14 protein-coding genes and 1 riboswitch are annotated in these 13,614 nt (G+C 28.6%); of the genes, 13 read left to right on the top strand and 1 reads right to left on the bottom strand.

Features of this window, described 5'->3' with window-relative positions:
• The first annotated feature begins 89 nt into the window (after positions 1–89).
• From CNEONATNEC86_RS11490 to CNEONATNEC86_RS11440, 11 genes are all read left to right on the top strand, one after another.
• On the top strand, positions 90–551 hold the full coding sequence (locus CNEONATNEC86_RS11490) for a hypothetical protein (RefSeq protein ID WP_058295168.1): 462 nt from the start codon (positions 90–92) through the stop codon (positions 549–551).
• Positions 552–702: 151 nt separating this feature from the next.
• Complete coding sequence (locus CNEONATNEC86_RS11485; protein ID WP_159136042.1) at positions 703–2,070, top strand: MATE family efflux transporter; 1,368 nt, start codon at positions 703–705, stop codon at positions 2,068–2,070.
• Between the two features lie 204 nt (positions 2,071–2,274).
• The gene (locus tag CNEONATNEC86_RS11480; protein ID WP_125150089.1) at positions 2,275–3,555 is read left to right on the top strand and encodes a redoxin family protein; all 1,281 of its coding nucleotides are present in this window, start codon (positions 2,275–2,277) and stop codon (positions 3,553–3,555) included.
• 117 nt (positions 3,556–3,672) lie between these two features.
• A riboswitch (cobalamin riboswitch) is annotated at positions 3,673–3,925 on the top strand.
• Between the two features lie 192 nt (positions 3,926–4,117).
• Positions 4,118–4,825 carry an energy-coupling factor ABC transporter permease gene (locus CNEONATNEC86_RS11475; RefSeq protein ID WP_394372093.1) on the top strand — a complete coding sequence of 236 codons (708 nt, stop codon included), beginning with the start codon at positions 4,118–4,120 and terminating at the stop codon, positions 4,823–4,825.
• Positions 4,818–5,123 (top strand): energy-coupling factor ABC transporter substrate-binding protein, encoded by a 306-nt coding sequence (locus tag CNEONATNEC86_RS11470; protein ID WP_125150087.1) that lies wholly within the window; start codon positions 4,818–4,820, stop codon positions 5,121–5,123. Before CNEONATNEC86_RS11475 ends, CNEONATNEC86_RS11470 begins: the two co-directional genes overlap by 8 nt.
• 21 nt (positions 5,124–5,144) lie before the next feature.
• Positions 5,145–5,921: a cobalt ECF transporter T component CbiQ gene (gene cbiQ / locus CNEONATNEC86_RS11465; protein WP_125150086.1), complete on the top strand. Its 777-nt coding sequence runs from the start codon at positions 5,145–5,147 to the stop codon at positions 5,919–5,921.
• Positions 5,918–6,772 carry an energy-coupling factor ABC transporter ATP-binding protein gene (locus CNEONATNEC86_RS11460; protein ID WP_125150085.1) on the top strand — a complete coding sequence of 285 codons (855 nt, stop codon included), beginning with the start codon at positions 5,918–5,920 and terminating at the stop codon, positions 6,770–6,772. Before cbiQ ends, CNEONATNEC86_RS11460 begins: the two co-directional genes overlap by 4 nt.
• A 58-nt stretch (positions 6,773–6,830) precedes the next feature.
• Complete coding sequence (locus CNEONATNEC86_RS11455; RefSeq protein WP_159136041.1) at positions 6,831–6,983, top strand: hypothetical protein; 153 nt, start codon at positions 6,831–6,833, stop codon at positions 6,981–6,983.
• 284 nt (positions 6,984–7,267) lie between these two features.
• Positions 7,268–8,224: an L-lactate dehydrogenase gene (locus tag CNEONATNEC86_RS11450; protein WP_159116325.1), complete on the top strand. Its 957-nt coding sequence runs from the start codon at positions 7,268–7,270 to the stop codon at positions 8,222–8,224.
• A gap of 63 nt (positions 8,225–8,287) precedes the next feature.
• Positions 8,288–9,772, top strand: a complete 1,485-nt coding sequence (locus CNEONATNEC86_RS11445) for a sodium:solute symporter family protein (protein WP_125150083.1) — start codon at positions 8,288–8,290, stop codon at positions 9,770–9,772.
• A gap of 67 nt (positions 9,773–9,839) precedes the next feature.
• On the top strand, positions 9,840–10,142 hold the full coding sequence (locus CNEONATNEC86_RS11440; protein WP_058295178.1) for a hypothetical protein: 303 nt from the start codon (positions 9,840–9,842) through the stop codon (positions 10,140–10,142).
• 73 nt (positions 10,143–10,215) lie between these two features.
• On the opposite strand, the gene CNEONATNEC86_RS11435 is transcribed toward CNEONATNEC86_RS11440, so the two are convergent.
• The gene (locus CNEONATNEC86_RS11435) at positions 10,216–11,316 is read right to left on the bottom strand and encodes an HD-GYP domain-containing protein (protein WP_058295179.1); all 1,101 of its coding nucleotides are present in this window, start codon (positions 11,314–11,316) and stop codon (positions 10,216–10,218) included.
• Between the two features lie 328 nt (positions 11,317–11,644).
• Here CNEONATNEC86_RS11435 and CNEONATNEC86_RS11430 point away from each other — a divergent pair, with 328 nt between their 5' ends.
• A complete protein-coding gene (locus CNEONATNEC86_RS11430) occupies positions 11,645–12,514 on the top strand; it encodes a type I methionyl aminopeptidase (protein WP_058295180.1) in 870 nt (289 codons plus the stop codon).
• A gap of 139 nt (positions 12,515–12,653) precedes the next feature.
• Positions 12,654–13,604: a hydroxyacid dehydrogenase gene (locus CNEONATNEC86_RS11425; protein WP_159136040.1), complete on the top strand. Its 951-nt coding sequence runs from the start codon at positions 12,654–12,656 to the stop codon at positions 13,602–13,604.
• Positions 13,605–13,614 lie beyond the last annotated feature (10 nt).

The following is a 13,614-nucleotide window of genomic DNA, read 5'->3' as shown; positions in this document are numbered from 1 at the left end:
TAGAACCAATTTATTATAAATAGAATAATATACTATGTAGAGTATTTACGGAGATTATTAATATATTATTGTAAAGCGGGTGCTTTAAAATGAAAAGTATATCCAATCAGATTATTACTAATATAAGGCGAGGATATTATAAGTATATTGGATCAGGATCTTGCAGAAAAGTGTATGATTTAGGTAATGGGTATGTAGTGAAGGTAGCGAAAAATAGGGCAGGCATAGCACAAAATAAAGCAGAATATACAATATCACTACATGATTATTCAAATTTATTTGCAAGAGTAATACAAGTTTCTAATGATTTTAAATTTTTAATAATGGAAAAAGCAGATAAGATAAATGATATCTCATACGTATGGGATTACTTTAATGTTTCAAATAAAAGAGAATTATTTAATATAGATGAGCTTCAAAAAATAAAAAAAGATTATAATTTAATCCTTGGAGATTTTGGAAAAAAAAGCAGTTGGGGAACCATAAATGGACGTCCGGTAATTATAGATTATGGTTTTACAATAAATGTAAGAAACAAATATTATAACTAATAAGTTTATGAATAAGCAGGGTAACCATATCCTGCTATAATACATAAATTAATTATACAACTATTAAGTAATATTTTTATTGAAAATAAAATTATTATCCTTATAATTTAAATGGTATGGAAAAATAAATAATTTAAACATAGGAGATAAAATGGACAAAAGAATAGATTTAACAGAGGGGAATATTACAGAAAAGCTAGTGAAGCTTGCATTACCTATAATGGGAACATCTTTTATACAAATGGCCTATAATATGATAGATATGATATGGGTGGGGAAAGAAGGAAGCAATGCAGTTGCAGCAGTTGGGACTGCAGGGTTTTATCCATGGCTTGCAATGGCTTTTATAATGATTTCGAAGGTTGGTGGAGAAATAAAAGTTGCACAAGCAGTAGGAAATAAAGATACTAAAAGAGCTAAATCGTATATTAAAGCAGCAATTGAGATAAATTTAATTTTAGCTTTAATATATTCAGTATTTCTATTAATATTTAATAGACAATTAATATATCTTTTTAATTTAGGAAATAATGATGTTATTTTAATGTCAAGGCAATATTTAATTATTGTGGCAATTGGAATGGTATTTTATTTCATAAATCCAGTTTTTACATCTATATTTAATGGACTTGGTAATAGTAAATCACCATTTAAAATCAATACCATAGGTTTAATGGCTAATATAATATTAGATCCATTATTAATATTTGGTGCTGGTCCTATACCTGCATTAGGAGTTATTGGTGCGGCCTTAGCAACTGTAGCTGCTCAAATTATAGTATCAATATGTTTTATATTTATGATAATAAGAAATAAAGATCATCTTTTTAATATTAAGTTATTTAGAAATATGGACTTTAAATACTATAATGTTTTGTATAAACTGGGGTTACCAGTAGCGGTACAAAGTGGTCTATTTACTTTATTTTCTATGGCAATGGGAGTAATAGTTGCAAGTTTTGGACCAGTAGCAGTTGCAGCACAAAAGGTAGGATCTCAAATAGAATCAATATCATGGATGAGTGCAGATGGGTTGGCAGTCGCATTATCAACATTTGTAGGTCAAAATTATGGCGCAAGAAAATATGATAGGATCAATAAAGGATGTAAATCTGGAATAATAACAGCATTAGTTTGGGGGATTTTTACTACTGTTATTTTGGTGGTGTTTAATAGACAAATATTTTCTATATTTATAAATGAACCAGATGCAATACAAAAAGGTTCAGACTATTTAAGAATACTTGGATATTCACAATTATTTATGTGTATAGAAATTATTGTTTGTGGTATTTTCAAAGGAATTGGAAGAACATATATACCATCTATAATAAGCATAATATTTACTGGAATTAGAATTCCAATGGCTTATGTACTTAGCAAACCTAATTTTTTAGGTATTGATGGAATATGGTGGAGCATAGCAATTTCAAGTATATTTAAGGGAATTTTATTATTAAGTATATTTAGTGTTCTTTATAAATTAAAGAAATTGTATAAAGAAATTAAAGAGAATTAAATTTTATGGAAAAGGTTTTGTAGATTAGTAATTGAGGCCCAGAGTAGATTTTTTCTCTTCTGGCTTTTTTTGTATAGGTAAAGTATAAAATTTTTGATGAGCTGACTAAAAAAGTGTAATAAAATCACATAATTATATATACTAATTTTAGTATAATGGTTTTATATTAAGTTTAATTTGTATTTTTAAGAAGGGAGCTTATTAATGTTTGATACACTAATAAATAGCAAAAATATAAGTTTTATATTTGTATTTTTTCAAGGAATACTTTCATTTTTATCACCGTGCATATTACCACTTATTCCAATATATATAAGTTATCTTGCGGGAAATTCAAAAAAAGTAAGTGGTGATGGAATTATTACTTATGAAAGAAGAGAGGTATTTTTAAATACAGTATTTTTTGTACTTGGAATTTCAACTGTATTTTTTATACTAGGATTATCCTTTACAACTCTTGGAAGGATACTTAATAGTTATAAAGTGATTATTAGTAGAATTTCAGGTATAATAATAATTTTTCTTGGTTTATTTCAATTAGGGTTATTTAATTTTGGATTTTTAAATAGGGAATTTAAAATTAAAGCTAAAATTAATTTTAATAATATGAATCCATCTGTAGCATACATTATGGGATTTACATTTAGCTTTGCATGGACACCGTGTGTTGGACCCGCATTATCTTCAATATTATTGCTTGCCTCTAGTGCAAAAACTACAATACTTGGAAATATGCTTGTTTTAGTTTATGCATTGGGATTTATAATACCATTTTTAATTTTGGGAATATTTACAACACAAGCACTTAATTTTATAAAGAAGAATAAAAAAATTGTTCAATATACCATAAAAGTTGGAGGAGTCATAATGGTTATAATGGGACTTATGACCTTTACTGGAGGTATAAATAATATAACTAAATATTTAAATAGCAATAATTCATACATTAATGAAGAAACAAAAGATAAAAAGATAGAAGATGAAAATAAAGCACAAAATGATTATAGTGATGAAAGTAAGAATGAGCATAATGGTAGTAATAATAAAGATCTTATGGAGGCAGTTGATTTTTCACTTACTGATCAATATGGAAATACTCATACCTTATCAGATTATAAGGGCAAAACAGTATTTTTAAATTTTTTTGCGACTTGGTGTGGTCCATGTAAAGTTGAGATGCCTCATATAGAGGAGTTATACAATGAACACAATTTAAATAATGATGATATTGTAATTATTGCTGTTTCAAATCCTGGTGGAAGAGAAAAAGATATGAATGGAGTAAAGCAGTTTTTAAAAGATGAAGGATATACGTTTCCAGTAGTTTTTGATGAAAGTGGAGAAGTTTTCTCAAAATATAATATAATGTCACTTCCAACCACATTTATGATAAATGAATATGGGAAGGTATATGGATATGTAAGTGGAGCATTAAGTAAAGATCAAATGGAAAGTATTATAAAGCAGACACAAGAAAATAAGTAATATTATATTATTAATAACCATAAAATAATATAAATAAATTAAATTTCAGTAAAATGTGTATCATATTTACAATATATAAGTTGACATATAAATCCTATAATGTTACACTTTACAATGATAATTTAATATTAAAAAGGTGCTTGGTGCAATTATTAATTGCAGGCCAAGAGAATAGGGAAATGGGTGAAAGTCCCATACGGTCCCGCCGCTGTAATGGAGGAGTAGAAGCCATAATTATTTCTAAAATGTAATCTGATTTTTATTATATTCTGAAATAATTATAAAATCACTGTATATTTTTAGTATATGGGAAGATGGAGTACTGCTAAGATACCTAAGTCAGAAGACCTGCCTTTTTAATAGGCTATTACACTATGTTACGGACGATGGCAAAGTGTCTAAAATTTATTTCCATTAATTTGGAGGTAGTTTTGTCACGTCTTTTTATAGTTTATTCATTTAGAATAAACTATAAAAGGACTTTTTTATTACTTAAATAAGGAGGATAAATATGTCAAATAAACAAAAAAGATTAACTGTAATTGGACTTACTCTTTTAATTATGTTCGGATTTAATAAAGGTGTAAATGCAATGCATATTATGGAAGGATATCTGCCTGCTAAATATTGTATAGTATGGGGTGTTTTATGTATTCCATTTTTAATCTATGGATTTATTTCAATTAAGAAGACGGCAGCAGAACATAGAAAAACACTACTTATTTTAGCTATGGTAGGGGCGTATGCATTCGTACTTTCTGCATTAAAGATTCCATCAGTTACAGGAAGTAGTTCACATCCAACTGGAACAGGACTTGGCGCAATGCTTTTTGGACCAAGTGCCATGAGTATTATAGGAATTATAGTATTACTATTTCAGGCAATTTTACTTGCACATGGAGGACTAACAACTCTAGGTGCAAATACATTTTCTATGGCAATTGCTGGGCCATTTCTTTCATACGGAATTTATAAATTATGTGAAAAATTAAAAATAAACAGAATGGTTGGAGTATTTTTAGGGGCATGTTTAGGTGATTTATTCACATATTGTGTAACATCTTTCCAACTTGGACTAGCCTATCCATCACAAGTAGGAGGAGTAGGAGCATCAGTTGTAAAATTCCTTGGAATTTTTGCAATTACACAAGTTCCACTTGCTATAATCGAAGGTATATTGACTGCTGTTGTAGTTATGATTCTTGAATCATATGCAAAGCAAGAGCTTACTGAAATAGGATTTTTAAAAGGAGGAGTTATAAATGAGTAGTAAAGTTAAGACATGTATAATTTTAATTCTTCTTTGTGTAATTATTGCAGTAGTTCCACTAGCATTTATAAAAGATTCAGAATTTGGTGGGTCAGATGATGAAGCGTCAAACGCAATAAGCAGTATACTTGAAGTTGATGAATACAAGCCTTGGTTTTCACCTATTTATGAGCCACCAGGTGGGGAAACAGAATCTTTATTATTCTGCCTTCAAGCAGCTATTGGTGCAGGAATCTTTGGGTTCGGACTTGGTACATTAATGGAAAGAGGAAGAAATAGAAAAGAAAAATCAAAATAACTTTTAAAGGGGAAATGAAAGATGATAATGATAGATAAACTTGCATATTCGTCCAAATTACGATATAAAAGTCCATGCTTGAAATCATTTGTTGCAGTAAGTACACTATTTATATGTGTAATAGCACGTTTACCTCTCATTTCATTATTAATCCTTTTATGTATGGGAAGTCTTACCGTATTTATTGGTAAGACTTCTTTAAAATATTATTTGAAATTAATGATTATTCCACTAGGATTTCTAATTTTAAGCACTATAGCTATAATTGTTAACATCTCTGATGAACCACTATCTTCAATTTCAATTGCACTATTTGGAAAATACATATCTATAACGACAGCATCTTTTTATTATGGTTGTAATTTAATTTTAGTTTCACTTGCAGCAGTGTCATGCTTATATTTCTTATCTTTATCAACTCCAGTGATTGATTTGTTATATGTGCTTAAAACAATACATTGCCCAGAGCTAATTATTGAATTATTACTATTAATTTATAGATTCATTTTTGTATTATTAGATATATCAAATTCTATTTATACTTCGCAAAAATGTAGATTAGGTAATAGAAATTTCAAAACATCATTAAAATCTGCAAGCAGTTTATGTGCAGTAATGTTTATTCGTGCATTAAAAAAATCTTCAATGTTATATGATTCAATGGAATCAAGATGTTATGACGGGCGAATAAATGTTTTAAAAAGATATGTAAAGGCAGAAAGAAAAGAAATTATTTTATCAATAATTTTTGAAGTAGCATTAATAATTATAGCAATTATTTGTTGGAGGTCTATATGAGTAATAGTATTTTAAAGGTTGCAAATTTAAGTTATGTGTATGAAGATGGAACAAAAGCACTAAAAAAAATAGATTTTAATATAAAAAAAGGCGAGAAAATAGCGTTTATAGGCGGAAATGGTTCAGGTAAATCTACCATGTTTTTATGCTTAAATGGTGTACTTAGACCTACGAATGGGAATATTTATTATGAAGATAAGCAAATAGAATATACAAGAAAAGGATTATTAGATTTGAGAAGTAAAGTCCAGATAGTTTTTCAAGATCCAGACAATCAGCTATTTTCAGCAAGCGTTTATGAAGAGATCTCGTTTGGAATTTTAAATTTGGGAATAGATGAAAAGGTAGTTGAAAGAAAAGTTAATGAAGTTATAAAGGAGCTGGAAATTGAACCTTTTGTAAATAAACCAACACATTTTTTAAGTGGAGGACAAAAAAAGAGAGTTTCTATTGCAGATATTCTTGTTATGGATCCAGAGGTCATAATATTAGATGAGCCAACATCTGCCTTAGATCCGAAATATACAAATGTTGTGAATAATCTTATTGATGAACTAACTGAAAAAGGTAAGACAGTTATTTTATCAACTCATGATGTAAATCAAGCATTAAAATGGGCTGATAGAATTTTTGTGTTTATGGATGGAGACATAGTAAAAGAAGGAAAACCGGAAGAAATATTTTTAGATGATGAAACATTAGATAAAGCAAATTTATTAGTACCATATACAATAAAATTATATAAAAATCTTTTGCGTAAAGGAATTTTAAATGAAAATTTAAAAGTACCTAAAACTATTGAAATTTTAGAAAAATATATAGAAGAAAGTTTTGAAAGCAAGAAGGGATAAAATATGCATTTAAAGCAAAGAAATGCAGTAACATATGCCATTTTAGCTGCTGTTTTGTATGGAACAATGGCACCTTTCTCATTATTATGTAAAAGCTCAGAAAGAACTAGGTGCAGCCAAAACAAGTGCATACTATGCTATAGCACCGTTTGTGGGAGCACTTATTTCAGTAATAGTTTTTAGAGGAGAATTCACTATGAATTTTTTCTAGGCCTAATAATCATGATTATTGGTACCTATCTTGCAGTATAAAAAAATATAGAGTTATATCAAATACATTTGATTTAGATCTATATTTTTATTTTAAAATTAATTATGAATTTAGCGCTGCCTCTTAATGCTATTTTTGAAAACATCTTAATTATGACAATTAATAAGTTCTTTTTAGTAGCGAAATAAAAGAATGAAAAAAAATATACTATTTTATTGAAAGAGTGTTAAAAATAAAATATAATTATTAATATATTTAATAATTATGAAGAAGGGATGAATTATATGTCGATAAAAACAAGAAAAGTAGCGATTATTGGTACAGGTAATGTAGGATCACATTGTGCATTTTCTTTAGCACTTCAAGGTGTATGTGATGAAATCATATTCATAGATAAAAATGAAGTGAAAGCAAATGCAGAAGCAGTAGATTTAAGTGATACAATTTCATATCTTCAACATTACGTTGAAAGTAGAAAAGGTACATTTGAAGACTGCTCTGATGCAGATATTGTAGTAGTAAGTCTTGGAGTGCCTCCAGCACCTAATAAAAGCAGACTTGATTTTTTAGAAGGTACACTTAAAGAAGTAGATACAATTATAGATCCAATATTAAATTCAGGGTTTGATGGTATATTTGTAGTAATATCTAATCCGGTTGATGTAGTAACACACTATATATATGAAAAAACAAACTTTCCTAAAAATAAGGTGTTTGGAACTGGAACAACATTAGATTCATCAAGACTTAGAAGAATACTTTCAAAGGAAACAGGAATTGATCCAAAATCAATACAAGCTTATTCAATGGGTGAACATGGCGATTCACAAATGGTTCCTTGGTCACATGTATACTTAGGTGGTAAACCATTATTAGATTTAATGAAAGAAAAGCCAGATACATTTGGTAAACTTAATTTAGATGATATAGCTAAGAGAGCAGCTTTGGCAGCTTATGAAATCATCGAAGGAAAAGGATGTACTGAATTTGGCATAGGTGTTGGCTTAACTGAAATAGTAAAAACAATTTTACACAATGAAAGAAAAATACTTCCAGCAACTACATTATTAGAAGGACAATATGGACAAACTGATGTATTTGCAAGTGTTCCAGTTGTTATGACTAAAGATGGAATCGAAGAAATTGTTGAAATTAATCTTACAGATGATGAACAAGAAAAGTTCAGTAATTCATGTGCAATAATTAAAGAATATATAGAAAAAGCAAAACATATAAAATAGTATTAAAAATTTGTAGGAAATAAATAAAAGGTTTTTATTTATGTAGGATAAGAAGGAGTAAATATGGATAATTCAAAAGCTTTAATACCATTGATTGTAGTTTTAGTTTATATAGCAATATTAATGGTGATTAGTATAGTAGTTTCAAGAAAGCAAAAGAAAGATGGGGAAGCATTTCTTCTTTATAAAGGAAAAAATAATGCATTCATTACAGCAGTTACAGTAGCTGGACTAGCTATTGGAGGAGCATCAACTATTGGTATTGCCGAAAATGCTGTTAGTGATGGAATGAGCGCTGGATGGTACAATATTGCATGGGCATCTGGAGCTGTAATGGCAGCTTTCTTCATAATTAACAAGTTTAGAAAGACAGGATATAACACAATTGCAAAAATGCTTAATGATATATATGATAAAAAAGCTATATTTATAGTTATAGTAGCACAAGTTATTATGCAGTGCGCAATCATATCATTACAATATAAGGCTGGAGGAGCAATACTTGCAAGCCTTCTTCCAAATATTTTTGATTCACAAAATGGAACATTCTTTAGCTTTATAATGTTTATGATAATATCATTTGTTGGAGGGATGGGCTCAGCAAGTATAAGCAATATTTTCAATATTTCTTTAATCTATTTTGGAATATTAACAACAACAGGAATTATTTTGTTTACTAAGAATGCAGAAATAGGAATGACAGGACTTAATGCAGCTATAAATATGAATGCATCAAGTGCACAAAATTTCTTTAATCCTATTGAAGGGCATTCAGGTATCGTAATATTTAGTATAGTAGCACTTATAATAACTATGGTTGCTAATTGCACATCACTTCAAGGGGTTGTTCAAATTGGGTTAACTTCAAAAAGTGATAAAGATGCTAAAAAAGGTTTTATAATTGCAGCTATTATAATGGTACCACTTGGTTTTTTATGTGCACTTCTTGGAATATGTGCAAAAGCAATATATCCAGACTTAGAGCCTGCAACAAGAGCTCTTCCTGTGATTATTTTATCTCTTAATCCATTAATAGCTGGAATTACTTTAGCAGGACTTTGGGCTGCTGATATGTCAACTGCATGCAGTATGCTAATTGGATGTTCAACTACAGTTAGCCAAGATATCTTATGTAAAACAAAATTAAAAGACAGTATAAACAAAAATTCTCTTATAGCTAATAAATTAATAATTTTAGGAATAGGTTTTGTAACATATATTATTTCTATGGGGCAAGGCCAGATATTAGCCACTATAAAAGTAGCATTATCTTTATCAATTCCATGTTCAATAGTAGTCTTAGGTGGAATATGGTTTAGAGAAAATGTTTCAAGAAAATCTGCTTTTTATACAATATTTTCAGGGATAATTGTTATAGGTGCATGGCTTATTTTTCCTATAAAAACTCAGTTCTCGGATATACCTGTTTTAAGTGTAATATGTAATGATATTGCATATATAATGCTTATAATATGTGGTGGAGTATTTGTTATTTCTAATTGTGTATTTAAAGAAAAAGTATCAAATCTAAGGAAAATATATGATTAATTTAGGTTAGATATACTAAAATCTTGTTTTTATGATATAATTCAAAAGAAACGAGGTGTTTAAAGAAATGGCAAAGAAAAATAGTAGAAATACAGATATTCTTAAAGATAGTAAAGACACTACTTCGCCTAAAGTTTATTCTATTCTTGTGAATCTTGTAAATAATGACAGAGAAGATTTAGCAGAAGATGTGTTAAAAATAGATTACTTATTAGATTATACAAATAGATGTATAAAAGATAAAGATATTAAAGAAGCTAAAGAAACTATAAAAATAGCAGAAGATAGAATGAACAAAATAAAAGAATCTGGATTTGAAATAGATTATCTTGACTACGTATATGAAGGTATTAAGTCTAAATTAAAATAATTAAAGATACGAGTAGTAATATAATAATTATATTATTACTCGTATCTTTATTTTAAATGAAATTGTATAAAATTTATTTGTCTACAGGATTAACTAAGTAATCATAATCTATATCTGTAATTGTAATGTTGCTTAATTTTAAATTACTTCCTAAATCTAGAATTTTATGTTTTTCCCCAATTATCTTAACTTTTGGCCTTAATGGATTACTATGATTTTCTTTTATTACAACAGCAGTTTTATTATTGCTTAATTTTACACTCATTCCAACAGGATAAGGAGAAATCTTTTTTAAAAATGCCTTTACAATATCATAATCAAAAAGAGTTCCACATCCGCCCATAACATATTCAATTGCTTCAGATGGCTTAATTGGTTTCCTATAGGATCTATTTCCAGTAAGTGCATCATATACATCAGCAACAGCTATTATACGACCAAATAGTGGGATATTATTCCCTTTTAATCCTTTAGGATAGCCTGTACCATCATATTTTTCATGATGAGCTAATATTCCAAAATATATTTTATCTGTAATAGCCAAGTTAGAATCAACAAATTTACCACCGATCTCTGGGTGAGATTTTACAATTTCATATTCTTCATTTGTGAGCTTAGAAGGCTTGTCTATTATACTATGAGGAATGTTTATTTTTCCTATGTCGTGAAGTAAAGCAGAAACTCCAAGCTCTACCAACTCATCTTTATTCATATTTAAGCCTGTACCGATTGCTAAAGATAGAACAGTTACACTCAATGAGTGATAATATGTGTTATTATCGTATGTTTGTAAATCAGTTATACCAATAGAAGTATTGCCGGCTTTTGTAATTTTATTCACCAAATTTGAAGAAATATTTTCAATTTGTTCAATATTTTTTATATCCAAGATTTTTCTTTGTGTTTCGCATACTGTAAAGATATCCTTAACCGCAGATACGGCTTCATCTTTTAGAGAATCATCAATTAATCTTTTTATTTCAATTTTATTTTTTATCCCATCCTCTATATATACACCATGTATATTAAATAACTTAAGCTTGTCTATTAAATTAGATGTTAGCATTTTTTTCTTTTTTAAAAGGTATGCATCAGAATAATTACAGCCGTTTATAGAAATATCAGCGGATAATTTCATGCCTGGTTTTAAGTTAGATATGGGGACGTAAATCATTATGATATACTCCTTTCGTTTAAATATGTCGAATTTATGAAAAATCTGCAACAATATACGACACAATAAATATATATAAGTAAAAATTATTATCTTAACTATTATTTTATCAGAAGTAGTAATATAAAACAATCTTGCTAAAGTAGAAGCTAAAGTTTGTATAATAATATTATGTGAAATTTTATCGATATATTTCATAATAAAGTAAATAAGTTTGATTATTAAGTACTTTAAAGTTATAATTTATTTTGGAAAAGAAATTAGGGGATATTAATATAATAAATTAATAGAAATAGAAAATTATCATATATAAAGAGGTGTAATTTAAATGTTATTAGATAGAAATGAAAAGTGTTGGTGTGGCAGTGGACTTAAATATAAAAAATGTCACTTGGATTTTGATCAAAAATTAGAAAGTTATAAATTAAAGGGTATAATGGTTCCTTCAAGGGATCTCATAAAGAGCCAAAAAGATATAGATGGAATTAAAAAAAGTGCAGAAATAAATAATGGGGTTTTAGATTTAGTTGCAAGCAAAATAAAAGCAGGTATGTCTACAGCTGAAATAGATACTTTAGTATACGATTATACAGTATCACATGGAGGAATTCCTGCACCACTTAATTATGATGGATTCCCTAAGAGTGTTTGTACATCAATTAATGATGAGGTTTGTCATGGTATACCAGACGAGAATATAATATTAAAAGATGGTGATATAGTTAATGTTGATGTATCAACAATACTTGATGGATACTATTCTGATGCTTCAAGAATGTTTATGATAGGAAATGTCAGTGATGAAGCAAGAAGACTTGTAGAAGTCTCAAGAGAATGTATGATAAAAGGAATTGAAGCAATTAAACCTTGGGGATTTTTAGGTGATATTGGTGCTGCATGTGGAGAACATGCACATAAAAATGGATACACAATAGTTAGAGCCTTAGGTGGCCATGGAGTTGGTAATGAATTTCATGAGGATCCATTTGTACCTCATATAGGTAAGGCTGGTACTGGTATGTTACTTGTTCCGGGAATGGTACTAACAGTTGAGCCTATGGTTAATGCTGGAGATTATGATGTATATGAAGATGCTGATAATGGATGGACTATTTATACTGCAGATGGTTCATTATCATCACAATGGGAGCACACAGTTTTAATTACCGATACAGGTGTTGAGATTATTGCTAAATAAATTATATAGATATCAGTTTAAAGCGCAAAAATAATATCATAATATAAGCAATGAAGCTACTATTTAGATAGATTAAATTTATTTAAATAGTAGCTTATTATTTACAGGAAGAATCATAAATAATAAGGAGGATATATGAATGCCTTTCAAAGTCTTATTACCGCAAGATATGGATAGTTCAGGAAAAGATTTATTAATTAAAAATAATATCGAAATAAAAATGGGAACAGGTATAGATGAGAAGATTTTAATTAGAGAAATAGAAGATTGTGATGGTGTTATTACACGTACTGCTATCATTACAGAAAATGTTATAAAAGCTTCAAAGAAGCTAAAGGTAATCGCAAAGCATGGTGTTGGAGTTGATATGATAGATGCTGATTTTGCAACTAAAATGGGGATAAAGGTAGTTAATGCAGGTGATTCAAATAAATTATCAGTTGCTGAATACACAATAGGACTTATTATAGCACTGGCTAAGAATTATTTTATATATGATAGTGAGCTTAGAAAAGAAAACTTTGAAATTAGAAATATTAAAGGAATGGACTTAGAAGGTAAAACATTAGGACTCATAGGTTTCGGTAAAATTGGACAATTAGTGGCTAAAAAAGCATCTTTAGGTCTTGGAATGAAAATACTAGTATATAAAAGAAAAGTAGGTAACAAGAAAGTTATTGATGGAATAGAATTTACAGAGGAATTGAATCACGTACTTAAAAACGCAGATTTTTTAAGTTTACATATTCCATATACAAAAGATACTAAAAAGCTTATTGGTAAAAATGAAATCTCATTAATGAAAAAAGAAGCTTTTCTGATTAATACAGCACGTGGTGAAGTAATAGATAATGATGCACTAGCGGATGCGTTAGAATGCAGAAAAATTGCAGGAGCTGCAATTGATGTATTTGAAAATGAAATTCCAACATTAGATAATAAGCTTTTTAAACTTGAAAATGTTATAGTAACGCCTCATGCAGCAGCATTTTCTAATGAAGCACTTCAAAGAATGTCATATGAGGCAGCAATGGGAGTAGTAGAGGTATTAAACGAAGATAAAGTCACTTATCTTGTAAATAAAATATAAGAATTTAATG

Origin of the sequence: Clostridium neonatale (assembly GCF_900465025.1) — a bacterium.
In the GTDB taxonomy this organism is placed as follows: Bacteria; Bacillota; Clostridia; order Clostridiales; family Clostridiaceae; genus Clostridium; species Clostridium neonatale.
The sequence above is the reverse complement of the archived record's forward strand: the minus strand, read 5'-3'. Positions and strand labels throughout refer to the sequence as shown.

Bases quoted from the DNA above. Each gene is read 5' to 3' on its own strand.
- CNEONATNEC86_RS11430 (WP_058295180.1), top strand. From the start codon at position 11,645: ATGTTATTAGATAGAAATGAAAAGTGTTGGTGTGGCAGTGGACTTAAA.
- CNEONATNEC86_RS11435 (WP_058295179.1), bottom strand. From the start codon at position 11,316: ATGATTTACGTCCCCATATCTAACTTAAAACCAGGCATGAAATTATCC.
- CNEONATNEC86_RS11455 (WP_159136041.1), top strand. From the start codon at position 6,831: ATGGAACAATGGCACCTTTCTCATTATTATGTAAAAGCTCAGAAAGAA.
- CNEONATNEC86_RS11440 (WP_058295178.1), top strand. From the start codon at position 9,840: ATGGCAAAGAAAAATAGTAGAAATACAGATATTCTTAAAGATAGTAAA.
- CNEONATNEC86_RS11490 (WP_058295168.1), top strand. From the start codon at position 90: ATGAAAAGTATATCCAATCAGATTATTACTAATATAAGGCGAGGATAT.
- CNEONATNEC86_RS11450 (WP_159116325.1), top strand. From the start codon at position 7,268: ATGTCGATAAAAACAAGAAAAGTAGCGATTATTGGTACAGGTAATGTA.
- CNEONATNEC86_RS11460 (WP_125150085.1), top strand. From the start codon at position 5,918: ATGAGTAATAGTATTTTAAAGGTTGCAAATTTAAGTTATGTGTATGAA.
- CNEONATNEC86_RS11470 (WP_125150087.1), top strand. From the start codon at position 4,818: ATGAGTAGTAAAGTTAAGACATGTATAATTTTAATTCTTCTTTGTGTA.
- CNEONATNEC86_RS11475 (WP_394372093.1), top strand. From the start codon at position 4,118: ATGTTCGGATTTAATAAAGGTGTAAATGCAATGCATATTATGGAAGGA.
- CNEONATNEC86_RS11425 (WP_159136040.1), top strand. From the start codon at position 12,654: ATGCCTTTCAAAGTCTTATTACCGCAAGATATGGATAGTTCAGGAAAA.
- cbiQ (WP_125150086.1), top strand. From the start codon at position 5,145: ATGATAATGATAGATAAACTTGCATATTCGTCCAAATTACGATATAAA.
- CNEONATNEC86_RS11480 (WP_125150089.1), top strand. From the start codon at position 2,275: ATGTTTGATACACTAATAAATAGCAAAAATATAAGTTTTATATTTGTA.
- CNEONATNEC86_RS11445 (WP_125150083.1), top strand. From the start codon at position 8,288: ATGGATAATTCAAAAGCTTTAATACCATTGATTGTAGTTTTAGTTTAT.
- CNEONATNEC86_RS11485 (WP_159136042.1), top strand. From the start codon at position 703: ATGGACAAAAGAATAGATTTAACAGAGGGGAATATTACAGAAAAGCTA.